At 58.4% G+C, this 24066-nt stretch carries 29 protein-coding genes and 1 pseudogene; 9 read left to right on the forward strand and 21 right to left on the reverse strand.

What is annotated here, in order from left to right; genetic code table 11:
* Positions 1–2 precede the first annotated feature (2 nt).
* Genes ACR0CR_RS19425 through ACR0CR_RS19435 form a run of 3 tightly spaced genes read left to right on the forward strand, consistent with a single transcriptional unit; the run spans position 3 to position 1227 of the window.
* Complete coding sequence (locus ACR0CR_RS19425; RefSeq protein ID WP_480602397.1) at positions 3–221, forward strand: hypothetical protein; 219 nt, start codon at positions 3–5, stop codon at positions 219–221.
* Positions 218–421, forward strand: coding sequence for a hypothetical protein (locus ACR0CR_RS19430; RefSeq protein WP_480602399.1), 204 nt, complete (start codon positions 218–220; stop codon positions 419–421). Before ACR0CR_RS19425 ends, ACR0CR_RS19430 begins: the two co-directional genes overlap by 4 nt.
* Positions 418–1227: an N-6 DNA methylase gene (locus ACR0CR_RS19435; protein ID WP_480602401.1), complete on the forward strand. Its 810-nt coding sequence runs from the start codon at positions 418–420 to the stop codon at positions 1225–1227. Before ACR0CR_RS19430 ends, ACR0CR_RS19435 begins: the two co-directional genes overlap by 4 nt.
* A gap of 533 nt (positions 1228–1760) precedes the next feature.
* Here the strand turns inward: ACR0CR_RS19435 and ACR0CR_RS19440 are convergent.
* Genes ACR0CR_RS19440 through ACR0CR_RS19450 form a run of 3 tightly spaced genes read right to left on the reverse strand, consistent with a single transcriptional unit; the run spans position 1761 to position 3224 of the window.
* Positions 1761–2024: a hypothetical protein gene (locus ACR0CR_RS19440; RefSeq protein ID WP_480602404.1), complete on the reverse strand. Its 264-nt coding sequence runs from the start codon at positions 2022–2024 to the stop codon at positions 1761–1763.
* Between the two features lie 5 nt (positions 2025–2029).
* A complete protein-coding gene (locus tag ACR0CR_RS19445; protein WP_480602406.1) occupies positions 2030–2410 on the reverse strand; it encodes a hypothetical protein in 381 nt (126 codons plus the stop codon).
* Positions 2397–3224 (reverse strand): AAA family ATPase, encoded by an 828-nt coding sequence (locus ACR0CR_RS19450; protein WP_480602408.1) that lies wholly within the window; start codon positions 3222–3224, stop codon positions 2397–2399. The genes ACR0CR_RS19445 and ACR0CR_RS19450 overlap by 14 nt, the downstream gene beginning before the upstream one ends.
* 452 nt (positions 3225–3676) lie before the next feature.
* Between ACR0CR_RS19450 and ACR0CR_RS19455 the strand changes: the two genes are divergently transcribed.
* From ACR0CR_RS19455 to ACR0CR_RS19480, 6 genes and pseudogenes are all read left to right on the forward strand, one after another.
* A complete protein-coding gene (locus ACR0CR_RS19455) occupies positions 3677–4123 on the forward strand; it encodes a MobC family plasmid mobilization relaxosome protein (RefSeq protein ID WP_480602409.1) in 447 nt (148 codons plus the stop codon).
* A gap of 152 nt (positions 4124–4275) precedes the next feature.
* Positions 4276–6906, forward strand: coding sequence for a relaxase/mobilization nuclease domain-containing protein (locus ACR0CR_RS19460; protein WP_480602411.1), 2631 nt, complete (start codon positions 4276–4278; stop codon positions 6904–6906).
* On the forward strand, positions 6903–7874 hold the full coding sequence (locus ACR0CR_RS19465; protein ID WP_480602413.1) for an ATPase, T2SS/T4P/T4SS family: 972 nt from the start codon (positions 6903–6905) through the stop codon (positions 7872–7874). The genes ACR0CR_RS19460 and ACR0CR_RS19465 overlap by 4 nt, the downstream gene beginning before the upstream one ends.
* Before the next feature lie 31 nt (positions 7875–7905).
* Positions 7906–7977 (forward strand): annotated as a pseudogene (locus tag ACR0CR_RS19470) (zinc-ribbon domain-containing protein); the annotation flags it as partial.
* Between the two features lie 60 nt (positions 7978–8037).
* Positions 8038–8214 (forward strand): hypothetical protein, encoded by a 177-nt coding sequence (locus ACR0CR_RS19475; RefSeq protein ID WP_480602483.1) that lies wholly within the window; start codon positions 8038–8040, stop codon positions 8212–8214.
* A gap of 279 nt (positions 8215–8493) precedes the next feature.
* Positions 8494–8934 (forward strand): hypothetical protein, encoded by a 441-nt coding sequence (locus tag ACR0CR_RS19480; RefSeq protein WP_480602416.1) that lies wholly within the window; start codon positions 8494–8496, stop codon positions 8932–8934.
* A gap of 50 nt (positions 8935–8984) precedes the next feature.
* Here the strand turns inward: ACR0CR_RS19480 and ACR0CR_RS19485 are convergent, their stop codons facing one another.
* The 18 genes from ACR0CR_RS19485 to ACR0CR_RS19570 all read right to left on the reverse strand — a co-directional run bounded on the left by ACR0CR_RS19485 (position 8985) and on the right by ACR0CR_RS19570 (position 24042).
* On the reverse strand, positions 8985–9254 hold the full coding sequence (locus tag ACR0CR_RS19485; protein ID WP_480602418.1) for a hypothetical protein: 270 nt from the start codon (positions 9252–9254) through the stop codon (positions 8985–8987).
* A gap of 112 nt (positions 9255–9366) precedes the next feature.
* Positions 9367–11529, reverse strand: a complete 2163-nt coding sequence (locus ACR0CR_RS19490) for a type IV secretory system conjugative DNA transfer family protein (RefSeq protein WP_480602420.1) — start codon at positions 11527–11529, stop codon at positions 9367–9369.
* A 59-nt stretch (positions 11530–11588) separates the two neighbouring features.
* Positions 11589–12251 carry a hypothetical protein gene (locus ACR0CR_RS19495; RefSeq protein WP_480602423.1) on the reverse strand — a complete coding sequence of 221 codons (663 nt, stop codon included), beginning with the start codon at positions 12249–12251 and terminating at the stop codon, positions 11589–11591.
* Between the two features lie 81 nt (positions 12252–12332).
* The gene (locus tag ACR0CR_RS19500) at positions 12333–13628 is read right to left on the reverse strand and encodes a TraB/TrbI/VirB10 family type IV secretion system protein (RefSeq protein WP_480602426.1); all 1296 of its coding nucleotides are present in this window, start codon (positions 13626–13628) and stop codon (positions 12333–12335) included.
* Positions 13628–14452: a TrbG/VirB9 family P-type conjugative transfer protein gene (locus ACR0CR_RS19505; protein ID WP_480602429.1), complete on the reverse strand. Its 825-nt coding sequence runs from the start codon at positions 14450–14452 to the stop codon at positions 13628–13630. Before ACR0CR_RS19505 ends, ACR0CR_RS19500 begins: the two co-directional genes overlap by 1 nt.
* Positions 14452–15189 (reverse strand): VirB8 family type IV secretion system protein, encoded by a 738-nt coding sequence (locus tag ACR0CR_RS19510; protein ID WP_480602431.1) that lies wholly within the window; start codon positions 15187–15189, stop codon positions 14452–14454. Before ACR0CR_RS19510 ends, ACR0CR_RS19505 begins: the two co-directional genes overlap by 1 nt.
* A 57-nt stretch (positions 15190–15246) precedes the next feature.
* Complete coding sequence (locus ACR0CR_RS19515; RefSeq protein WP_480602433.1) at positions 15247–16326, reverse strand: type IV secretion system protein; 1080 nt, start codon at positions 16324–16326, stop codon at positions 15247–15249.
* Entirely contained in the window at positions 16323–16634 is a 312-nt protein-coding gene (locus ACR0CR_RS19520; protein ID WP_480602436.1) for a hypothetical protein, read from the reverse strand. The genes ACR0CR_RS19515 and ACR0CR_RS19520 overlap by 4 nt, the downstream gene beginning before the upstream one ends.
* A 92-nt stretch (positions 16635–16726) precedes the next feature.
* The gene (locus ACR0CR_RS19525) at positions 16727–17485 is read right to left on the reverse strand and encodes a type IV secretion system protein (RefSeq protein WP_480602438.1); all 759 of its coding nucleotides are present in this window, start codon (positions 17483–17485) and stop codon (positions 16727–16729) included.
* A 24-nt stretch (positions 17486–17509) separates the two neighbouring features.
* A complete protein-coding gene (locus ACR0CR_RS19530) occupies positions 17510–17689 on the reverse strand; it encodes a hypothetical protein (protein ID WP_480602440.1) in 180 nt (59 codons plus the stop codon).
* Positions 17686–20127: a VirB4 family type IV secretion/conjugal transfer ATPase gene (locus ACR0CR_RS19535; protein WP_480602442.1), complete on the reverse strand. Its 2442-nt coding sequence runs from the start codon at positions 20125–20127 to the stop codon at positions 17686–17688. The genes ACR0CR_RS19530 and ACR0CR_RS19535 overlap by 4 nt, the downstream gene beginning before the upstream one ends.
* A 6-nt stretch (positions 20128–20133) precedes the next feature.
* Positions 20134–20424, reverse strand: coding sequence for a VirB3 family type IV secretion system protein (locus ACR0CR_RS19540; RefSeq protein WP_480602445.1), 291 nt, complete (start codon positions 20422–20424; stop codon positions 20134–20136).
* On the reverse strand, positions 20424–20726 hold the full coding sequence (locus tag ACR0CR_RS19545) for a TrbC/VirB2 family protein (protein WP_480602447.1): 303 nt from the start codon (positions 20724–20726) through the stop codon (positions 20424–20426). Before ACR0CR_RS19545 ends, ACR0CR_RS19540 begins: the two co-directional genes overlap by 1 nt.
* Before the next feature lie 27 nt (positions 20727–20753).
* The gene (locus tag ACR0CR_RS19550) at positions 20754–21392 is read right to left on the reverse strand and encodes a lytic transglycosylase domain-containing protein (protein ID WP_480602449.1); all 639 of its coding nucleotides are present in this window, start codon (positions 21390–21392) and stop codon (positions 20754–20756) included.
* Positions 21385–22734, reverse strand: a complete 1350-nt coding sequence (locus tag ACR0CR_RS19555) for a DUF1173 family protein (RefSeq protein WP_480602452.1) — start codon at positions 22732–22734, stop codon at positions 21385–21387. The genes ACR0CR_RS19550 and ACR0CR_RS19555 overlap by 8 nt, the downstream gene beginning before the upstream one ends.
* Entirely contained in the window at positions 22731–23000 is a 270-nt protein-coding gene (locus ACR0CR_RS19560; RefSeq protein WP_480602455.1) for a hypothetical protein, read from the reverse strand. The genes ACR0CR_RS19555 and ACR0CR_RS19560 overlap by 4 nt, the downstream gene beginning before the upstream one ends.
* The gene (locus tag ACR0CR_RS19565; RefSeq protein ID WP_480602458.1) at positions 22997–23422 is read right to left on the reverse strand and encodes a TSCPD domain-containing protein; all 426 of its coding nucleotides are present in this window, start codon (positions 23420–23422) and stop codon (positions 22997–22999) included. Before ACR0CR_RS19565 ends, ACR0CR_RS19560 begins: the two co-directional genes overlap by 4 nt.
* A gap of 2 nt (positions 23423–23424) precedes the next feature.
* On the reverse strand, positions 23425–24042 hold the full coding sequence (locus ACR0CR_RS19570) for a hypothetical protein (protein ID WP_480602461.1): 618 nt from the start codon (positions 24040–24042) through the stop codon (positions 23425–23427).
* Positions 24043–24066 lie beyond the last annotated feature (24 nt).

Below are 24066 nucleotides of genomic sequence, written 5' to 3' on the forward strand. Positions count from 1 at the left end.
ACATGTCCAGCATCCAAACCGAATACACTCTCTTGTTCGACTACGGAACCGAGTACCACCGGGTTTACTGCGACAACGCAGTTTTGCTGCGCGCAATCGGGCAGGACCACCACAAGGCCGCCAAAATCAAGCCCTGCATGACCATCACAAACTCAACCGGTGACACCGTGGCAGAGATGGACGAATGGGCGACGGAATGGACCGAGGGGCGCGGCGCATGAGTGCCCCCTTTACCGTCCATTGCTCGAACTGCGGCGGGCAGAACGTGAAGCGGGACGCCCACGCTGAATGGAACCCTGAGCTACAGCTATGGGAGCTTTCCGCCGTCTATGATGAATGGGATTGCGACGATTGCGGCCACTCGGTTGCAGTATACGAGCAGGCTGTTAGCGACCCGTCCGACATCAAGGCGTCAGCATGATTCCGGCGGTTAATGACTTTGTGCGGATCATCAACGAGCTTGACCGATCCAAGCACCGGGACGAGATTTTCCGCGATTTCTGCGAACTCTCGTATTGTGCGCTGGCTAAGCGTGCCTGCCCCGATGAAGCCCAAAGAGACGCGCTTGAGGCGCAGTATATGGAGGTGGTCGGGCGCTATCGCAACAAAGACGACATCCGCCGTATGCCCGAATTGCTGGCTATCATGGCCGGAACGATCGGCAATGGCGGGTGTGACTTTCTCGGCATGGTGGCCGGTGAGTTGGGTGTGCTGGATGCCAAGCTGGGCCAGTTCTTTACCCCTTACGAGGTGTCGCGCATGATGGCGGAAATGACCTTGACCGATGCCAAAGCGACCATCGAGGCGGAAGGGTTCATAACGATTGACGAGCCCGCCGCCGGGGCAGGCGGCATGTTGCTGGCCGTTGCCGACACCATCGAGGGTATGGGCTTTGAACTGGAAACAAGCGTTTGGATTCGGGCAACCGAGTTATCACGCGCGACCTATCACATGGCCTATCTGCAGCTGACTGCGCGCGGTCTGGCCGGGCAGGTCATTCACGGCAACAGCATCAGCCTGGAAACCTTCACAGGCGCATACACCGCCGCCGCGCCTGTTTTTGTCGGTGCCAATGGCGATCCGTTTGCCAAGCAAAAGGCAGAGCGCGAAGCACAGGCCAGGGCCGAGGCTGAACAGGCTGCACAAGACGAAGCAGAACGCAAGGAACGCATCAAATCGCTGGGTGATGGCCCTGCGATCCAAGGCGACCAGCTCAGTCTCTTTTGAGGCTGGGCTGTTTTCACTTCGCAACGCATCATCGCTTTAGATTTTCCTTGGTGTTGCCGATTTTCGATAGGTCCGGGTAACTCACACCACAGCGGTTGTGCAGCGCTATTCCGCTTTTCTCGCGTGGACAGTCTTTGGCGATTTTGTACCTTGCCTCTGGCAATGACGTATCCGCTCCGACAAGCTCAATGAATCGCGCTTTTGAATACTGGCCGTAGCGTCCACACGTCTCACATTTGAGCCGGACGATATCCAGAGGATAATCCCAAGCGCGCACTGTCAGCCCTTTCCTTGTTCATTCCGCCGCTACCCGCATGTACTGGCCCAAGAACTTTGGAATGCCCTCTCCGCTGGCGCGGCCGAGGGTTATCCAGTCAGGGCAATTTCAACCTTGGGCGAAATTGTCCTGACCGAAGCAGGCTGTAAGCAGAGACCCCAAATATCTCAGCGTCAGCCTGTGGGTAACCCTCGGCCGGCGATGCCCTGACCACCAGCGCGAGTTTGGAGTTTTGCATCGACAGAACAAAACGGGATCAATGCAGCGTTTGATCCTTTATCGTGGTTCTGATCATTTTTGCAATCTCTGCGTCATTGTCCCGCAAAACCTCTTTGAAATAGGCCCCCAGATTAAAGCTCTTCTGGAAGGCAAGCGGTATGTTGTTGCGGATCTCTTCCAGCGCAACTGCAATTTCTGAGCCGTCGGAGGTTGAGATTTGCACGCGAACAGGTTGCCCTTCCTCGCCCTGTGCTGTTGTGATCGGTTTGGTTTTTGCTCTGTCAGCTTTCTTTTTACCCATGGGTCTTATTCTCCAACGCTCTTTCGGATCATCGCGGCAATCTCCGCATCATTTTGGATCATGACCTGCCTGAACAAAGCGCCAATGCTGATGCCTGACCGCAGGGCTTCAGGGATTGAGGCAAGAATATCGTGTAAAGCTCGCTCGACTTCACCGCCTTCCGGGGCCGAAATCTGAAACCGGATCGGGGTATTGGGTTTGGGCGCCACTTGAACAGGGGCCTTTCCCTTGCGTTCGCGTGGTGACTGCTTCGCCTGTTTGGCAGGCTCAGCCTTTGGTTCAGCTGATGGCTCACCCTGCTCTTGCTGTTTAAGCTCTGTCACGGTCGGCGCGATTTCAGATGCGGGGCCGTTCAGCAGGCTATCTATGCTCTTAGGCCGCGACATTCTGGGCCTCGCTTTCCTTCAGGGCGTTCAGAACATAGGCGGCATTGCTCAGCGCTTTTTGACACCGATCCGCCATGCGCCGGGCGTTTGAACGGGCGGTCTGCGTATCCGCCTGTTCTATGGCCTCCTGAGCAAAGCCCATCAGCCGCCCGATCGTTGTCCCTGCCCGAAGCGCGTCATCCATAGCCGCTGTGTCGGCGATTCCGCCGATACAGCGAAACTGCTTTTTCAACGACCGTTTGCCTTTCTGAATACCAGCTGACTGCGCAATGGACTGGCGGGTGAACACGATCCGAAACTTGTCTTGCGGATCAGCTGCGCTGCCAATTTGCTGCAACGCCGCTTCGCATGATCTGTAAGTGACCATGATTGGATTGTATTCCGCCGACGACCCATCAGAGGGGCACAGCACCATGTCAGCCACGGCCATTGCCATGGCGGCCGTCATGCTGGGTTCGCCCTTGGTGTCGATCAACAGATAGTCAAAGCCCCCCGCCTTTTCGGCTTCAAGAATGTGGGCATAAGCCCGTTTTGCATTCTCTGCATCTTCCTTGGCAAACTGCCCGGCCTCGATCAGCAGCTCATCGGTAGGGATCGGTTCCAGCCCGTTATTGGGATTCAACCAGTCCGAGAGCGTGCCTTGTGAATCCAGATCGAGGATGCGCACCTTTTTTCCCTGATGGTGCAAAGCAGAAGCGAAGGCGACGAGCATGGAAGATTTCCCCGCCCCGCCTTTGGAGTTTACGGCTGCATAGATTTTCAATTTGGTCTCCGGGTCTGTGCCCGAAAGCCACGCCGCTCTGCGGCGTGCCACAACCGGGCTCGCGATTACAAGTTATCGCACGATCCGTCACCCGCGCTGAAATCTACGCTATTGCTTTTCTAAGCAATCCGCAACGGCCGTTTTACGACGACCGCGCAACCGCTTAGCGCTGCCGACCGACAGTCGACCACTGACGACCGTAGTGCAGCGTTAGATGGTTGGTGGTCAGCCATCAGCAGTCCGCCGACAGTCGGGCGCGGCTTGCCGCTGGTCTGTAGCGTACCGACCTGCAACCGTTGCAGACTGGTGGCCACCGGCTGCAAACGGTTGTGTCTCGTGCTACAGACAGTCTACATCCTACGCTAACTTTGCGGGATTATAGTGAATGTAGTACCGACATTCATTTGTACTTGCAGTAGGCTATCTGTTCAACTTACAAATGAAGCTACATACGCGCGGTCTGACGGGGCCTCGCACGATTTCTGATCGTGGAGAAAACCCCGATGCCATCCGGCGTACCTAAGACTCTTGTAAAATCCATGCGCTTTGACGAGGACGAATGGACGTTCCTTGACCAGCGCAGGAAGGCCATGCAGCTGCGCAGCGTCACAGCACTGGTTCGAGTTTGCCTACGTGTGGCGTTCGGGATTCCTACGAAAGAAGAGTTGCGGACGCAGCAATTCCACGAGCACCTGGTGCAGCTGGCCGGCATGGCGAACAACCTCAACCAGATGACCCGTGCCGCCAATGCCGGCAAGTTCCGGCTCAACAAACGCACGGAAGATCAAATCGAGGCCATGAAGGTCGAGATCCGTGTGTTGCGTCAATTGTTCGAAGACTACTCCGACGCAGCCCACGAGCGATCCTTTACCCGCGCACTTCAGATCGAGCGTGTGGCCGAGAAACAGCGCGCAGCGCGTGTGTCCCCCAACGCAAAGGTCAAATCGTGACCAGCCTTACCACCGCATATGACCCAGCATGGGACGCGCTTTTTGGGGAGTTTCAACTTATCCCGAACCTGAAACCGCGGGCTGGTCAAAACCCCGTGCGGCCGCGGCGTCGGCCGGCGCAGCGGCCGAGCGCGTCAGGCGGGCCGGCAGGCATGATTGCCAATGCGCTTTTGACCAATCAGGCGGTGGTCAAGGTTGTTCGTGGTGGTGGCGTCACGGCGTCCGGCCGCCTGGGCGGTCAACTGTCCTACATCACCCGCAAGGGCACCGTCGAAATGGAGCGCGGCGATACCGGCGAGTTGACGCATGGGATGGACGGACTGCGCGACGTCCAGGACGAATGGGCGAAAGACTGGGCCCGGATGGACGCGCGGGTCACGAACTACAGCTATCACGTCATCCTGTCTTATCCGAAAGACACCGACCGGGAGGCAGCGAAACAGGCCGCGCGCGCTTTTGGCGAGAGGCTGACGAATGGTGAGTTCGGCGACCGCTACAAATATGTGATGGCCCATCACGACGACACCGGCCACCCACACACGCATCTGGTCATCAGCCGGGCAGGGGCGTCTGGCAAGACCCTTCAGATCAGCCGGTACGGGATTACGACGCAGGATCTGCGCGAGCTACAGGCTGAAACCGCACGGGACGTTGGTATAGTCCTGACCGCCACCAGCCGGTTCAGCCGCAACCTGCGCCCCGAGCGCGAAAGCAGTGCACGGGTGCACGCACGCCGCGACGGCCGGGATCTGCGCGAACGGCCCGACCCGGAGCAGCGCAGCGGTTTTCCCTTCTTTGGGATCGGCCGACAACAGCCCGTCGCGCCGGACCAGCTGCAGGTCATGAAAGATCAGCGCAACGCAGACTACGCCGCCCTGGGCGAAACACTCCGGTCGCATCACGCCGGGGTCAAACAGGGCATTTTCACAACACAATACCCAGGGCGTGCCGAGACCCTTGGGGCCTTCAGTAAAGCTGTACTCGGCGCAGCATCAATCCTGGTGACGGACGGGGTTCTCAAAAGAGAGGAAATCGACATGAACGCACAAGTCGCCAACCAGATGGACCCGGCTCGCGCGCCGGCCATTGATGGTGAGATAAAAGCCATTGGCAGCGATATCCGGACATTCATCCAGGGTATGACTGACAAGGCCGAAGCCATGGAAGACGAGGATAAGCGCAGCCAGACCGAGGCAGCAATTTCTCGTGTTCTGCGGGACTATGAGCCGCTTATGGATGAAGAGACCAAGACGTTCTTTGGCAAACGCCTGGAACGGGACGATGATGCTGAGGTGGGCCGCGATGACGTTGATCCCACACGCCAGCGCCGGGCGGCAGAACGGGATGCGACAGATCCAACGCGCACTCAGCCGATCGATCAGGAGCGGGCAGATCCACGGGCAGATTCCAATGATCCGCGCAGCGCGGCTACCAAGGCGGTCCTGAAGGATGCCGACAGGCAGGTTGCCGAGCGGTTCGAAGCGATGGGCATCAATGGCGACCTGGTATTGTCGCGCATCCGCAATGGCGCCGATGTGGACCGGCAGACGCGCGAGAACTGGTTTGAACGCGATGTTAAGACCTTGGCAAACGCGCATTCGCTCAGCGAGAACCAGGCGCGGGCCGACATGAAGGCCGCGTACAAGGATGCCGCCGAAACCTACCGCGATGCGCGCACCGAAATTCGCTCGATCAATCGCGCATTCTCCGAGGGCAGGGGAGAAGAGTACCTGAAAGGGCGGGTCAACGAGGCCGTTGTCAATGAGCTGGAACGTCAGGATCAGCGGAAACTGGATGATCCCAGCTACCAGAAAGAAAACCCGTTGGACGTTTCCAACCGCCTGCAGGCGAAGATCACAGTCCGCGCGCCGGATCGCGGCGAGGGCGCAGCGCGCCCGGGCCCAGAACGTCGAAGCCAGGCCCCAGACGCCCGCACTGCCGGATCAGCACCGCAACGTCCCGATCTGGACGCGGGCGTGCGCGGACAGATCGTCAAGGCCGGGTCTACGCTCTACAAAGAAGACGAGAAAGACAGCCTCTCGCCTTATGTCGATTTGAAGGTAGAGGGCCGGGACAAGCCGTTCCGCGTCTGGGGCGTTGATCTGCCCGACCTGATGCAGCGCGAAAACCTCAACATCGGTGACACGGCCACGCTTGCCCATGACGGCTACAAGAAGGTGACGGTCAGCAAAGTCGATCCGAAGACCGGCGAAGAGAAGACCATCGAGGCACAGCGCCGGGCATGGAAGGCATCTGACATCGAGCGGGCACCGCGCGAGGAGCAGCGCGGGCTTGAACCACTGCAAGAGGCTGCGCGTATCAAAAGGGATGCACCCCAAGACCGGCCGGAAGAAAAAGGCCAGCAGGACCGTGCTGTCCGGCAGGAGGTCTCCGTTGAAACCGGCGTCACAGGTGTCATCGTTGATGCCAAAGAGGCACTGGCGCGCCCCGATGATCCAAACAGCAAGTCGTTCTATGTGGATATGAAGGTCGAGGGCAAAGACGAGCCGGAACGGCTCTGGGGCACCGCCCTGCAAGACCAGATGGCACGGAACAATATCTCTATCGGTGACAAGGCCACGTTCGTCAAAGCTGGCAAAGAAGAAGTCACCCGGTCTCGCCGGAACCCCGAGACCGACGAGCCGGAACGCGTCAATGTCACCCGCACCGCGTGGGATGTGAAAAACCTCGATCGACAGATCGACCGCGATCCTGCGGTGCAAGAGCAGCGGCGACGGGAGCGGGAGGAACGTGCCAAAGGTGATCGGGGTATCAGCCGATGAGCCGTCACCTGGAAAGCACGTTGAATCGGGTCTTCGGAGGGCAACTGCTCTCCGATCCTCTCCTGTCTGAAATCGTTCTGAACCCGGATGGTCGGGTCTGGATCGAGCGCAGTGGTGAGCCGGCGATGCGCCAGCTGGACGAGCCGATGGGTGAGGATGATGCCGAAGCGCTCGCCCACGATCTTGCCGGCGGCAATCCGATTTCGGAAAAAACACCGCTGGCCGGGTCGCAATTTGAAATCGACGGGTCATTGTGGCGGGCACAGGTTGCAGTTAAACCAGCCGTCGAGGCTGGCGTTGCCTTTGCCTTGCGCCGGGCCGTGGCAAAGCAACTGTCGCTCGATGATCTGATGGCTGGCTTGCCAGACCTTGATGCCAACATGGCCGATCTGAAGTCCGGCACCGATCCTGCCGACGAGGCTGTTTTCGACGCATACGAAAACAAAGGCTTTGGGGATTTCCTGCGCGCGGCCGTCAGGGCCAAATGGAACATCCTTTTATCGGGCGGGACCTCCTCCGGCAAGACGACCTGGCTGCGCGCCTGTCTTGGCGAAGTCGACCACTCAGAGCGGATCATGACCATTGAGGACGTGCTTGAGATCCGGCCCGGCCAGCCGAATGCGGTATCTCTGGTGGTGAACAAGAACGCATCGAGCAGCGATCTGTTGAAAGCTTGTCTGCGATTCCGGCCGGAACGGATCATCATGGGGGAGCTGCGCGGCGCCGAAGCCTATGATTTCCTGTCCGCCATCAACTCGGGTCATCCGGGCGGGATTTCCACGTTGCACTCCGCATCACCGGAATCCGCCCTGTCGCGCCTGGCCCTGATGGTGCTGCAGGCGGATACTGGCCTGACCTATTCCGAGATCCTTGAATACTGTCGTTCGATGATTGACGTCATTATCCAGTTTCGGAAAACAGGGGATCAGAGGCGACCAGTCGCCGTAAGAGTGTTGCGGCAGAAGTGATTACAAAACCAAGAGAGCAGAGGTAACAGATATGGCATTGAATTGTGGATTTTGCGGAACAGAAATCAGAGACGGATATCGGGCTTGCTCAGCTTGCGGCGCAGTATTGCGCCGCCCACCGCTGAGGAAACTGTTCGTTCATCTGTTTCTTTTTATGATAGCGATGAGCATATTTTTTTCGGTCGGTATTGCTTTGAGGAACGCCATTCTGCCCTATTCAGAGCTCCTCGCCAGCCTGGTCAGCTTCGCGTTCCTGAGCCTGCTGCCCTTGGTGACGATCTGGAAGCTGGCGAAATACTACCTGCAACGCCGTTGGTTCCGGGTGGATGTTTACCGCTGACCGGCTAACTTGTTGACGTTCATGAGCTATCTCAAGGTACGGTTTTCCCCCCATTGAATTTCCTGTAATAACGAGGTCTCATCACGACAGTGGGGCGCTTGGAAGAGCGAGCAGCCAGGAATCAGTGAATTATTGTGAGTGTCTAGCAGCTTAAAGCATTGGCCCTGGTTGCCGACTTCCGAGGTATTGGCCCCGAGACCTTCTCCCCCTCTCGGGGTCAGCAGTGCTTTACCCCATCCCCTATTGTTAGCGATTGTATGAAATGTGAGGCAGGTAACGATGACAGCGACACGATTTTCCAACGGCACCACCAGCGACAATTTAAATGCGCTACTGCAGCATATTGAATCGCAAGACGATGTGCGCTTGTTCGCGACGCATTACGACGAGACGTTGGGCGGCTTTGACCTTAAAACTTCGGGTCCGGCTACCAATCTGCCGTTGGTGGCGGCAATCGCTCATGACGGTTTGAGAACCACCGTGTTTGACGGGAATTTTCTGAATGCGGCGCGCAGCCCTCGTATCTCAGAGGTTAAACTCTTGCTTGATGCAGCGATTGCGGAAGAGCGTGTGCTTTTCGGCGCAAGCCCGGTGGATTTTACGGCGTCTATGGCACCGCATGACGCCGCTGAATACCTGCTTCAAGTCCCCACCGAGAAGCTTACAAATCTCACCCGCAATGAGTTTTCACGGATGTTCAGAATAGTTGGCGGCTTTTGACGAAAGAGGACAGCTAAAACTCGCTTCTGATCTCCCCGGGATGTGACCTTTTACTTCACACTTTCAGCTTGCCCTGCAGAAAACTTGCCCTGCAGATAAGGTTCGGCTGGAACGATTCTGACAGCCTGTGAGCTAGTGCCTTCACATATGAAGATGATCTGGGGCGTTTTCGCTTCGTCGCCGGCCTGGATAAAATCTACCGTGTATTCGCCGCCTGCATCGATGCAGGCAGCTTTCCAGTTTTCGATAGCTTCATCTTCAGTCAGCGCAAAACAGGCCGTTGCCGCGCAAGGCATTAAAGACGCGAGAAAATACTTCATGATCGTTACCTTTGTACTCGAAACAATGAGCCCGTCGGCCCGCCTGCGGAAAGATACGTTTTGTCCGGGTATTTCAAGCACCTGACACGTATTTTCCAGGATTTCTTCCGCATCATGTAAGCGCACCCCACTCACTGTTCTGAAACAGTGGTCTTAGCCGGCTGATAAGCTCGTCAGGGGACAGTCGCCGCGCCAGCTCCGCCAGATCAGGTTCGCTGTCTGCGTTGATCGGCGCGAGGTCCAAGAGGCTGCCGAGATTTGCAGCAAAACTTGGGGCCGCCACCGATTCCATTGCTTGCTTCAGCTGGCGATCCTCGGCCGTTTCTTCTTCACCTTCACTCTCGCTCGGATCTTCGAAGAATCCGTAGCCTGACACGCCTTGATCAAGATAACCGTCGTGCTCAGGTGGATCGTAAGGGCGCGGTCCGGAGACGGTCGCACGCTGCGACAAGGACAGTTTGGCAGCAGGCTCAGGCTCCGGTTCTTCGACCTCGGCCGATTTTGGAGAGTTGGCATCCTTCAGGAACTCATCATACCGGGTCACAACGCCATCTTTGACGACTGGCACATCCGGCCAGGGCTTGCCCTTCTGGCTGCCATTCAGCGCTTTGAACCGATGATCTTTGTAAAATGATACCCGATTTGTGCGGATCGGGAACATGCCCTTGCCGGTGATAATGACCTCTTCCTTGCCCAACCGGCCGATTTCTTCAGGCGTAAGCAAAGCGCGGCTTTTCTCCGACCAGCTTTCCGACCGGCTGGGATCTTTCGACCAGTTGCGCCCCGAGACGGATTTCTGCGTCACCGTCTTGTTGCCAAGCGCCTTGGACAGCTTTTGCTTTGTTTCTTCAGAGTTTGGCGTCAGCCACACATGCAGATGCGAACTCTCGGTCAGAATCTCCTCACCTGCAGGGCCATAGTGTTCGCGCAGTGATGCCGGCGATTGCACAACCAGACACAGCCGGCCACCATAGCCGGGCAGGGTGGTCACAGCATCGAGCACGCCCTGCATCTTCCCCAGCGAATGAAACTCATCGATCAGAAACAGGACCGGCAGGAAATCCTCACCGGAGGCCATCAGACGCCGACGAAGCGCGTTAATGGCGCACTGGATGAACAGACGCACCAAAGGCCGCGACACTTGCTTATGCGCCTCCGGAATCGAGATATAGCAGGTCTGCGGTTCCCAACGCATCGATTCAAAGTCAAAATCGTTGTGCTTTGTCGCGCGAACGATCGCGGGGTTGCGCCATGCGTTCAGACCACCCCCCATCAGGACCGACAGATAGATCCCCAGCTGCTTGTTGTCCTGACCCGCCATCCGGAGCATCGCGCCCTTTGAAACCGGATCAGGCGCGCGCGGAGCGAGAGCGGCAAACATGCCTTTGTAGTCCGGTATTTCATCATCGCCTGCCACTTCGGGCGTCAACACCTGAAGAACCCGGCCAAGCGACGGTTCCGATTCATTGCAGACGATGGCTGCGGCGGCCTCAAAGATTTCCTGCGCATCTTCCATCAGTGACGCCTCAGCGCCGGTTGAGCTTTTAGGGGCCAGCAGCGCCGAGCTGATTTCCGAGATCCGCACAAGCCGGTCTTCCAGGTCTGGCATTGCCGCAATCTCAACCAGCGGGTTGAAGCTGTGCGACCGGCCGACAAGGGAGCCATCGGGGTTGTTCGGAAACTGAACGTCGAAAGGCGACAGAACCCGCACCTTGTCCCCCTTTGCCAGCCGTCGCCGGGACGTGGTTTCAAAGAGCTCACCCTTCACATCATAGACGATCAACGAACCGGGATAGTCGAGCAGGGTAGGGACAATGATACCAACACCTTTACCGGACCTGGGCGGACCCGAGACCAGCACCGTGCCCTGGTCATCGGTATGGGCGCGCAGGTGCGGTGCTTTTTTCTCCGGCTTTCCCAATTTGCCCAGCACCAGCCCCCAATCGCTGACCAGCCGAGCTGCGCGGATCTCTTTGGCAGATGCCCATCGCGCATCACCGTGCGCATCGGTTGCGGTTACGCCAAACACCATGCCACCAAAAAGATAGGCAAGGCCGGCGCCAGTCATCAGCCCGAGGGTGATACCGCCCCAGAGCACCAGTTCCCAATCCTTCGGGTGCAGGCTGTCATAATAGCTGAGCAAGAGCCACGGTCGCCATGTTTCAATGTCGCCATTCACCTTCCAGGCAATCAAAAGCGCCGCCCAGAGCGGGATGCTGATGACACCAGCTGCAATCGTATAAGGAAGGTGGGTTTTTGCCTGTATGGTGCTCATGGCATCGTTCCTCGTGTAAGGCGCTTTCATGGAATGTGCGGAAGGCGTGCGACTGCCGATCAGGCGTCAGGTCCGGTTTCCGCGGTCTGGCGGTCCTTTCGGCCAAGGATGCGATCGACCTTTTGCCCGAGCAAGCTGTCTTCGAGACGCAGCAAAAAATAGAAGATACAGGTGGTCGGCAGAACGGCAGCCCAGAGAGGAACCCACGGGATAACCATCAGCAGCAGAACCGGAGGAACGAGCGCAAAAACCCTTTCACCGGGAAGGCCCAGAATCGTTTGACGATCACCCGTTTCCTTCGGTCCGCGCGACAGGGCCTCGCTATCAAATACCGACCACATGAACAGAATGGCCAAGATCAAAATCACAACTTCCCATGCGACCTTCAACACCCCCTCCAGGTGCTCGCTGAATATTTCGATGGCTTCGGGACTGAGCAGGCGAGCAAAGAGGTCCAGCCAAAACACAATGCGCGCGTCCAGAGCAGACATCGTTTCGTTCTCCGGAGCGTCGCGCAGCTGCGTAACATACTCCGCATAGTTCATTTCGCCGGCCAGCTGGTAAGGCACGCTCAGAAACAAGAGTACGATCAGCGCTTTGAGCGCAGGGCCGCCGAATTTAAACGGCTCGATCAGCGGAATGAACCGATCTACCGTTGCCCAGAAAATGTCGCTTAGAAACGTCGCCTGTTGCGGTGCTTTAAATTCCTTCGGAGTCGTCATGGAGCAATGTCCTTGTTGTTTCAGGTTATGTTTTGAAGGTATTGGCTAAGAAGAAACCGGCCGAAGCCGGTTTCTGAGGGGTCACATGTAAAGATCCCGCGACACGAACACGTTGATATTCTCGCCCTGATCCACCCAGATCGTTGGCGGGATCGACAGGTACTCTTCAAAGGCATCCTGGCCGGCATCCGCAAAGCCATCGCTTCCGGTCGACAGATCGTTGTCGCTCAGAGTGCGATTGCCGAAGCTGGAAATCCCCGAGAAGATCGAGATGAAGAACGCCGCTTCAAACTTGAGGCCAAAATGGTGCTGAACATTGCCTGTCAAACCGGCCCGGCCGAGGCTATCGACGCCGCGCGACCCGATCATGACCGAACGTTTGTCGGTTGTGATGACCCGGTTCCAGGCCACCAGTACACGGCGCTGGCCGAGGGAGATATCCGACGAGTATTCACCAATCAGCGTTGAGCCTTTGGGGATCAGGATCGTGGTTGCATCAGCTGACCACACGTCCCGACTTATGGTCGCCTTCAATTCCCCGGGCAGGTCAGACGAGATCGCTGTTTCAAGCACAGCCGGAATCACCGAGCCTTGTGTCACCAGACGATGCACATCTTTCAGCTGTGAGGCGCGCGCTGTCTGAACGGTACGGGACGCGGCGGCATCAAGGAACTCGTTGCCCGTGCTATTGTTCTTGCGTGCAGCTGCTGCAGAACCGCCGCCGCCAAGGCTGTTGCTCAGCGGCTGTGCCAGACGTTCCTCCTCGGCCTTGCGGGCCGCTTCCAGGCGTTGGGCTTCTGCGTCACCATTTGATGCGGTTTCCGGCGTTTGACCTGGCTCGGTGATGGGCCGGTTCGCTTGAATCCGCGCGAGCAATTCCCGTTGCCGGCGTTCGTCTGCACGCCGATCCTCTTCCAGTTTCTTCAGGAACGCATTGAGCGTCTCTTCCTGACGATCTGCACGTTTTTCGAGCGCTGCGAGGGCCGCCGCGTCCAGATCCGGACCAGTTGCTTCAGCGGCTGGTTCAGTCTCCGGCTCCTGGGCCTGTGCAGCTGCAATCATTTCCCGCAATTCGGCCAGCTCAGCCTCAAGCAAAGCCACGCGCGGATCTGCCTGTGGCTCAGCTTCAGGCATTGGTTCTGTCGGTACGGTCCCAAACAGAGTGCCACCCTGACGGCGAGGGTCCGGCGTTTCATTTACTTCCGGAATGATACCGGCACGGCGGCCGCCTTCCCCGCCGCCAACGTTAATCCAGATTCCAGCCCCAACAAAAGCGACAAGTGCCCCAATGCCAAGGATCATGGGCAGATTCGGGCCGCGCTTTTCTTCACCAGAACCCTCGATGCGGTTCTCAAGCAATTTGTTTTGATCAGACATCAGCGGTTCTCCCCAGCTTTGCGTGAATTGCGTTGCGACGTGGACGACGAAACCCTGCGCGGCTTATTCGGGTCGCGGTTCTGGTCGATTTCATAGAGGGGGATATTGAACACACAGACCACGTAAGGCCCGTCGCGCAGAACCAGACGCGGATAAACCCCCGTCACGACAATGGTGCCGTCCGCCAGATCCGTTGAATTGACCAGTCGCTCGCGCCCCTGCGCATCCATCGCAAAAACAGCAGGCCGCACGCTTTGATGTTTCAGGCGCAGATAGGTCTTGCGCCCATCGTCGAAGGCCACTTCGGGGCGTAGCAACCTGTCGCCGCCCGCGCTGTATTGCAAATTGGCAGGGCGCCCGGTGGTGTTGAAGGCCGCTTGGATGTTTCCGGCCTGTCGCGGTTTGTACCCCCGTTTCCGGTCGGGATAGTTGAACCGGTAGAGAAACCCGACATTTCCGGGCGCACCACCCTTGTGGGCGTGGAGCAGGAACACATATGTCCGCAGGTTGGTTTCCAGAATAAGGTTGCTGGCCTGCGGCGTGGCGTATTTCGCCTTGATTACAAACCCGTCCAGTGCGGTGTTGGGGATGAAGTCCCAGGTCTTCGGATCACCCCGAACTTCATCAACCATCACCTCACCCTCTTCCAGCTGGAACGTGGTGGCGTAGCCGGTATAGGCGTTGATCTTGTAAACGTCGTCGGGATGGTAGTTGAGTGTCCGGATGCGGCCATCGGTACGCGTGCCGCGCCCTTGTTGTTCCGCTGATACCGAGACAGCGCCCACGGCCAGCATCACGGCAGCAGTTAAAATCAAGCGAAGCATTAACGAGCCTCCTCATCCAAGCGGTAAGTGTTCACGCAGAAGCCGGTCGGGTTCTCCCAGCGTTCTTCCAGCGTCATGTTGCCGGTGCGGTCGAATTCGTATCCCATCGTCACCACGAAATTCCGCGTTGCGACCGGAGCGCCCTGTTGCTGGCGCGCGCTTTTTGTGATGCGCAACGTGGCCGAATTGCCGGCGTTCAGCGTGACAGACCGAATGCGGACATCCACCCGGCCAAAGCTGCCGTAAATGTTCATAGGGCTGTTGGGATTGTCCTCGTTGTAGAGCGCAGCCAGATCCTCTGCAGCCCCACCACAGGTGCGCCGGTACACATCGGTCAGCCGGGCGCGCTGATCGTGTGCGTCATAGGTTTCCCGGTCTCGGGCATACTGGAACAACAGCGCCTGCGTGACATACTCATCATCGTCCAGCGTCAGATCACCCAGACGGGATTCCACGTTGACCAGGCCGGTATGTTTGTCGACTGTCATTGTGATGGGAACGACCTGTTTGAGCGGAGCCAGCCCCATGACGGCCGCAACGCCCATGACGCCGATCAGCGCGCCGATCCCGCCGACGATATAGGCCATCCGGGCCCGGCGCCGCATCGACAGGTACATCTCATCTTCCCAGCGGTCGTGGCCCTCGTGGAAGGTGGTTGTGTCGGGCACGGGCGAACCTTGATATGGCCCGTCAGGATTGAGCGGGTCGGGTCTCAAATCTGCTGCTGCGTGTTGCATCTGGTGACTCCTCGTCTGTTGCGGGGCCAGCCCGCCATTGTTTTTATGGGGTTTTGATCAGCTTCTGCGCCGTCGGCTGTCTTCGGCCATGCGTTCAGCCCCGCGTCTTACGGCATCCTGAATGCGTTGGTTGTTGATCTCGGCCGCAGAGGGTCGATCGGCTTCATTCGCAGCGCTTGCGCGTTGATTGGAAACGCCGCCCAGGTTGTCGCCACCCGAGCCACCACCTGTCAGTCGACCACCGAGAAGTTTCATGCCGGCCATGCCCGCACCTTTGATCTGGGATTCACCCAGATTGATCGCCGCACCGCCGATCCGCTGTGCGATCATCGGGCAAACGAGCAGCAATGCAGCTGTAATCCCGCTGATACTCGCCAGCTTTATCATTTCCAATGGGATGTTAGCTCCGGACTCAATGCCGGCAGTAACCGCGTCAGCAGTGCCCGCAGAGGCAGCAAGTGCTATGCCCATGACGCCAAAGAGCAGGACCTGGAACAGAAGCAGCATGGTAATGCCGCGTACCCAGCCGTTGAAGATCTCGGCGGTGCTTCGAAGATAGGCCCAGACCGCAAGGACCGGGAAAATGGCAATCAAAATCGCCAACAAGACTTTTGAAGATACCAGCAAGGCAAGGGCGATAATAATCATGGCAAGGATCGCAAGAGCCGCCAGCGCTGCCATCAGAAAAACGCCCTGTCCTTCGCTCGAAAAAAGATCGGATACACCATATGATTGCAAGGCAATCGTAATATTGTCGAACGACGTTTCAGCGAAATTGGCAAAGGCGGTCGCAATACCCCCTGCATCCCCCCGTCCGCCAAACTCGCCGATGATCGTATTGCCGACATTGATGGGGAATTGAGTGATGAAAGGAAAAATGAACCGGGTCCAGAGCGCCCCGCCTGAAACCGCCAGATAGAACAAGGAAAACCGGAAAACGAAGGTGATAAAACCGTCAAGCGAGAAGCTGCCCCGATACGCTGCCGTGACCGCCCAGACCGCCAGCGCAGCCCCGGCAAGCAATGTCAGAAACTCGCCGCTGGGGGTCGCCAGCGCCTCAAATACGCGCTGCGAACCCCCGGTGATGAGGTCGTCAAAAGCCTGATCAGTGTCGACGAGGAAATCTCTGAGACTCATGATCCATCTTTCCTTTTCTTGGCATACTTGCGCTCGCAATCAACGATTGCTGCGCCCGCTGCTCTGAAGGCGTCAGACCCGAGCCCCATTTGCTCCGAGAGTTCCTCGCTGGTCATTTTCAACAAGTCGTCGCCAACCACCAATTCCTCAGTAATGCGAAGATCTTTCTCAGGCATGGGCCTGCCATCTGCGAAGGCTGCTTCACAGTTTTCGGCATATGTGGCCCAGACCTTCGCTCTTCTTTGAATTCGCGCAGCGCGTTTGGCATCCAACAAGCGTGATTTTTCCCGCTTTTCATCGGGGGTCATTGGAGCCTGATCCGCGAGGGCGGTGCCGGGCTGAACCGTCGCCAGAGTGGCGACGGTTGCTGCGATGAGGAGGGTGTTTGTGGTAAAGCGCATCAGTTTGATCCTTCAGGTCTGTACGCCTGGCGCGCGAGGATATCCTGACCGCGCAGGCGCTGGTTTACGATTGCAGCGTCCAGCTGGCCTTGTGCAGAGAGGGTCTGCAGCAGAGTGGCGAGCATCATGCCGTTCTCAATCGCTATGCGGGTATTCAGGTCGACGCTAGCTTTCAGATCGTCGGTCGCGGAAATCTGCTGACGATAGCCGTCATAACGCTCCATCGCTTCGCCAGCTCCGGCAAAGCCCTCCTCGGCGATCGCAAGACCTGCGATGCTGGAGCCGCTGAGCAGGTCGTGCGATTTCGTGCCGGGATCTTCTGCGGAGCGTCCAAAGACCCGCAATCCGGTCAGCGGCTGAAAATCGACCCGCAGTTCTTCCATGTAACTGCTCAGGCGGCTGTTCACCGAAGTGCCGGTCTTGGACAGACTGGACAGGGACGAAGACAGCTTGCGCGGGGTGATATCGCCGTCGAACAGACTGCTGATCGTATCACGTGCGCCGGTGATCGCATTGTGCGTCTCACGTGCCTGCCGCAATTGCTCCTGAAGCTCCTGCAGCTGCAGCGCGGCATTATCCAGGATTTCGGTGTTCAAGCCGACCATTTCGCCGCTGGAATTGAGCAGCGCGATCAGCTCCGCATGTTCCGCTGCACTGAAGGTTGGTACGCCCTGAGCCTGGGCTGTGCCGGCGGTCCCGACGAATCCGGCCAGTGCAAGGGCAACAACCGCGGCGGTGCTTTTGAAGATGGTCTTCATTGTCTTTTCCTTTCAGGGGAGGGGTCAGATTTTGCCGATGCTGAGCGGCGGGGTGGTGGCAAGGCCGGTCTGCGGGACCGGATCTGCGTCTGCGATGTTGCAATTGGCCTTCAATTCGCGGGGCGGATCGACCACATCACCAGTGATGGTGCAGGCGCCCAGCAGGGGCAGGCCAAGTGCGACGAGAACGAATGTGCGGATCATTGGGAGGTCTCCTGTGGGGCTTTGGGGGTCATGAAGGCATCCAGCCAGCCATCCTCGCCATGCTCGGCGCGCAGCTGGTCCATCTCGGCCACGCTGTCGCCGGTGGCAGACAACACCCGGTAGAATTGCTCGGGAAGATCAAGCCGCGTCGAGACCACGGCCGATCCGTTCCCGTCATTGATGAGTGTCAGACGGGATTTGGGTGGCATGGACGAAACAGCGTTGAACTCGGCTTCCGTCAGCCGGAACGCATCCACATAGGTTTTGCGGTCGGCCTTGGGGTTGGCAAAGAAGATGCGGTTTTCCGTCGACTGGATCAGCGTGTCCGAAATAGAGGATTTGGCCGCATCCGACGTTTCCTGCGTCATGAACACCAGAATGCCATCCAGCTTCCGGATGGTTTTGATCCAGTCCTGAATGCGCGGTCCAAAACGCGGATCGTCAAACAGGGCCCACGCCTCATCAACCATGATAATCAGCGGCTTGCCTTCGGCCAGTTTGCGCTCGATCCGGTAAAACAGGTAGTCCAGCAGGGGCAGACGAATATCCGACGCTTTCAGCAGTGCCGTCATGTCGAAGGCGGTTACCGACTGATCGAGGCTGAAACTGTCTTGCGGGTTGTCGAACAGCCAGGCGCGACTTCCGGTCCCGTACCACTTGCTCAGCGCATCGAGCAGCTGGACGGGCGCGCCCGCATCATCGACAGACCGCAACGTGTCGGCAAAATCCGAGAACGTGCGCAAAGAGGGATCACCCGATGACAGGCGGCGCAGGCCGGTCGCAATCCGGCGCTCTTGCTCTGGGGTGAGTTTTTCCGCGCCGGTCAGGCGTTGAATAAAGCCCTCAAGCCATTCGATCCCAATCTCATCGGTGGCAACAGCAAACGGGTTGAAGCCGAGGTTCATGCCGGATTTCAACTGAAGGTATGTGCCGCCAATCGCCCGGATGAACGTCTCTGACCCACGATCCTTGTCAAAGGCTATGAGATGCGGGTGTTCGGGCAGGCGGTAGCAGCAGGACATCAGGAAGTTTGCCAGCAGCGTTTTGCCTTCACCGGTCGCCCCAAAGATGGCCGTGGTTCCTGGTCCCTTGGATTTGTCGGACCCTTCGCGGTGGAACGAGAACCAATAAGGCGTACCGCCCAGCGTCCGGAACGCCGCCACAGGCCCACCCCAACGCAGTCTTTCCCGCGATCCGGTCGGCCAGGAATGCAGGTTTGCGAAATCGGCAAAGTTCTTGTCGGACACAAAGCGCTTTTTGCTGCGAGTCTGATAGGCGAAGTTACCGGGCAGCTGCGCCCACCAGGCCGCTTCCAACCCGATGTCCTCGCGCCGGGTGCGCAGGTCCGCGCCGGTCAGACATGAATTCACCCGCGTGGCCGCGTCTTCGAGTTCTTCGCGGGTATTCCCCAGCACTGCGACTGTGATGTGGTGCCGCCCAATGGACATGGCGCGGGAGGCAACCGCGTCGCGCGCCTCTTTCAAGTCTTTCTGCAGGGTTTCCGCTTCATCGCCGGCATCTTTCATGCCACGTTCGGCGTCGCGGATCTTGGTGCCGCCCGATACACGGTCCATCGGTGCATAGCATTGGGTTGCGATGAACTCGCAGCGTTCCCCAAGAAGCTCATCGAACATGTAGTATTTGGACCGTTGCGGATAAGCGTTGACCGCAAAGATGGCCCCAAAACGATCCTTGTCCCCGCCCGGCGACAGGTTGTGAGCATGGTCTTTGCGGAACGTGATGCGCCCGTTTGGCACCGCATCGGCCAAATGGGTCCAGACGGACGGGGCCTTTTGCCAAATCCCGCTTTGCAGCATCGAGAGGAAAGACAGCGTGCGGCTGCGATCCGCCTCTGATCCCGTGAGCCTGCGCGCGCCGAACACGGACAGATCCCGCATGGCCTGTTCTGCGGCCACATGCAGGGCTTTGCGGTTCTTTTCGCGTGCGGCGCTGGTGGCCGGATCTGTTGTCGCCGAGCGCAGAGACCGCAACCCCGCATCCAGCAGCCGCTTACCGCTGGTGTAAGGGCGCCGGACGATCGTCAGGAAGTGGCGCAGCTGATAAGTCTCGTCCTGGTCCAGCTGGGCACGATAGTGCTTGTCGAGCTCTGCAGAAAAGGCGGGTTCGCTCACGGACGGCAGTGTGTCGGCCAGTTGGATTCTGGTCCGGATGATATGGCTATAGAACGCTGTCCGGTTATCTTCAAAGCTGGAGGCAAGCCGGGCGAGCGTATCATTCGCGGCCTTGATGGCCGCCCGGTCGGCAGTTTCGTGGATGAAGCCCTTGAGTTCCAACACCGCCACCAGATCACCGTTGCGGGTGGTGAATGTCCCATCCGACAGGAAACGCACAAACGGGATATGCGTGGTGGCCGGCACCTCTCGGGCGGCGCGGCGCGCGGAAGGCATGACCTTTTGAATCTCAGGGTGCATATTCATATCGGCTCAATCTCCGGCGTAGGAATTGCCGCCCCAGAAGGGCTTGTTTGTGGTGAACAGTTTGCAGTCCGCTATGGTGGCGACGTGATCCGGCAGGTACGGATCGACGCTCACAATCCAGCGGGCGGCGGCATAAGACGGGGCGATTGCCAGCAAGCCCCAGAAGCCCAAAAAGCCCTGGGTCATGATGAACGTCATCAGGGGGATGCTGATTGCCACAATGTGAAACGTCATCGGCATCCCGGCCCGTTCAGAGGGCCGGGTGATCGCCTGGAATATGCGGTTGTCGTCGCTCATCAGCCCGCAAAACCCTGAATGGCAGCGGCAATGCCAAACGCACCGTAGAAGATGCCCAGCACGACGATGATTACAAAGAAATGGCCCCATGTGACCGGCACACGCGGGCTGGCGGCCGAGATGCCGGCCAGCGCAATGGCAGCGCCACCGAGCAGAATACCATTGGGCCCGGTTACAAAGGTGCGGATCTGGGTCAGGAGCGACACAGGGGCGGCGAACAATTCCTGTGCCAAAGCCGGACTGCTGAATGCAATGAACGCCAGCAAGGTCATCATTGCGACGTTTTGAGGGTTACGTTTCATATAGATAGTCTCCTTGGATTGAGGTGTTCAGGCGTCGGGCGGAAGCCCGGCCCCTTCGAGAACGGTTGCGACGTAATGGGTGGTTTCCGAGTAGGGTGGGACGCCTTCATAGCGTTCAACGGCCTTGGGCCCGGCGTTGTAAGCGGCCAGCGCCAGCCGCCACGTGCCGAACTTCAGGAACATGGCTTTGAGATACCGCGCGCCGCCATCGAGGTTTTGCACCGGGTCATGCGGATCGACGCCAAGGGCTGCGGCTGTCGGCGGCATCAGTTGCGCCAATCCCAGCGCGCCTTTTGGGCTGACCGCATTGGCATTCCAGCGGCTTTCCTGATGGACCAGCGCATGAAACAGCGGCACCGGAACACCATGGCGTTTGGCGGCGCGCTCTGCTTCATCGGCCCATTCGCCTTTGCTGCGCGGGCTTGCGTTACGGGCGACGATCTGTTCAGCATCGCCGCCATCCTCATATCTGAGGCAAACCATTGCACCCGCCCGGAATGACGGTTCCAGGCAGGTGCGGGCGGGGGCGGTCACACAAAGCAAGCGCCCTCCACTCAAAATCGGGCCATCGCGACCCGCACAAACCGCAGCCTCGTCATTCTGAGCGAATGCCGGGGCTGCTACTGTCGATAGAAAAGCAAGAGTTAGGAATGTCGCTCTAGCCATGGTCGTTTGCTCCTGTGGGGAGAATGGGGCTATCCCAAATCGTGTCGCGTTCATCGCCCGATACGCTGTGCTCGCCTGCCGGTGATGGCCTCACACTATGACCGGCAGCGCCCCCCTCCGGCATCCGTGAGTGGGTTTTGGAGGGGGACGCGCCACGATCCGGGAACGGGCTCATCAGCCCATCATCAAACCAGCACCAGCTCGCATACCGGCCTTCTTCAGAGGCTTCGGTGAGCAGTGCCAGCGCGCCGGCATCGTCGGGGTTTTCGGCAACAAACACGGCGACCGGATCTGATGTATCCAGCAGCACCGCCGACGCGATCGGCGCGTCCATCGGCAGGTTGAACCGCATCTGTTTCTGGAAGGCGCGGGACTGTTCGGTCAGCGCGTTCAACACATCCAGTTCGCGCAAGCCTTCGAAGGGAACCCAGTTCTCTGTGACCAGCATCATGCCAATCTCCTGCAGAACCGGATAACCCGCCTTAGCGATGGAGAAACTGGCGATCACGATGGCATGACCGGAACCCATCGCTTCGAGAAAGCGCAGCTTATCCTCGAATGCTGTGTCGAATTTCTTGGACAGGTCCTTGTCGGCAAAGAACGCGCAATCGGGGGCGTGTTTGAAGATGAACCGTGCCCCGTGTGGCGTCGTTTCCTTGCCCTTGTATTCGGCGATCACCAGACCAAACGGAGTGGCGCCGCGACCAACTGGCCGCAGGTTTGCAAAGAGCCGGTTCCGTCTGGCCGCAATCTCTGCCTTATTGTCAGGCTTGAAGTATTCCGGGATGTAGAGAATGCGCGACAGGTCCTGACCTTTGACAATCTTCGCCGCCGCGGCGCGGCGCAATGCGTGGTGGATCACGCCCCAGAACCGCTTGCCCTCCATTTTGGGATACCACTTGCCCAAGTCAGCCTCATGCCAGAGGAAGTGCAGAACGCTTGTCATCGTCAGCTTGCGCGGTGCGACTTTGGCCTCTGTTGGTTTTGCGCCGGTCTGTTCCGGTGCGGTCCGGCTCTTGTTGTTTTGACGCAGAGGGAAGCCCAGTTTAAGCGTGGTTGTGCCGTCGTCAGGATCTTCGGTGATGGCCGACGCCTGAACCTGTGCCAGACCCGACAGTTCTTCGGGCGGCAGGAAAGACGGGCAATCAATCGCGTGGTCCGGCCCGGTGCCCGGCATACGTTTGATGATGAACTTGCCCGCCGTGGCTGCGATATACATTTCCGGAGCGGGCACCCGGCAGCGGCATTCAACACGCGTGCGGGCATTGTGCGCGGTCGTCAGGGCGCGTTGCCCCTCTTCGCTATCGACCACCAATGGTGTTCCATTCAGAAACAGACTCATTGCAACGCCTCCTGTTCATCAAGGCAGCGCAGAATCTCGGAAAGGCGTTGCGGGCCGGATTGGCTGTCGTCGATCCCGACCAAACAAAGGCAGAGGGAAAGGCTGCCGCGATCCGACTCTACACATTCGGCAATGGCTTTGACCTGTGCCTGCATTTCATACACAGCGGCAGGACCAGCGACCGGCAGACCTTGCGCCTGAGCCTGCGTTGTCAGGACAAAGCAGAGAGGAGCGAGAACGCGGGTGATGGGATTGCAGCGTTTCATGCGGTGTCCCCCAATACATCTGCCGGGGGCTCAAACGGCGTCTTTGGCCAATCGCCTACCGATTCAAGATACTGGTCTGTCCAGGCGGGAGCGATGCTGACAGCAGCAACCAGCCAACCTGCGAGGCTGGCATATTCCTCATCACCCAGGGCGGATTGCTTGGTTGCGATGGAACGCGACAGGTAAGACACCACCACGCCATGCTGCAGCAGCAGGGAAATCAGGATGCAGAGGTCATGCAGGTGATATTCGAGGTCACTGCCGGATCTGAACCCACCGCTATAGAATACCTCGCGGGGCTTGATCGGCTCAGCCGGGTCATAGCCGACTGTCACAAAGGCGGTGTGGCCTTGCGGTGTTTCGACCCGGCGTGTTTCTGCCAGACGACGATCAGGGAGGGCGGTGCGGTCGGGCTTGTTCATCGTCACAACCCCTGTGCATCCAACTCGGCACGCCGGATCATCGACGCGAAAGCAACTTCGGTGCGCAGCTCATCAACCACGCAATACGGCAGGGTGATATCCAGCCAGATACCTTCGCGGATCAGATGGATGTGATAGGTGGCATCCGGGTACACGAACCACAGCGCTTCATGCCGGGAAAGCACGTCCCGCGTGGTTTCCGCGTCGATCTGGCCGGACAGGTCGCGCCCAAATTCCAGCGTTGCATAGGTGCGGGCGTAATCCGCCCGGCTTTGGCTGTGGATCAGTGCTGCAGCTTTTTCCGGGGCGGCAAACTTGAACAGATCCTCGGGCGAACGCGACTTGTGGAGTGCGGCGTGAAACTTCAGTTTCTTATAGAGCCGCGTTGCGGACCGGTAGTTCAGATCATCGAGAACGTGAAAGACCTCAAGCGCGATGCCATAGGCCGCAGCGCAGGCATCGCTTTCCAGCCAGTATTCGCGCATGGCACGTTTGATGGTAGACAGTTCGCCAGTGAGAAAACGTATTACAGTGATAATGTCAGCGCGGGCTTGCTCGAAGCTTTGAGCGGCGGGCACCCAGCGCCTGTCAATCTTGCTTTCGATACTGTCAAAGGCCATTTCGATCACCTTTCGTCTCTCACT

It is taken from the genome of Ruegeria sp. AM2, assembly GCF_056540685.1.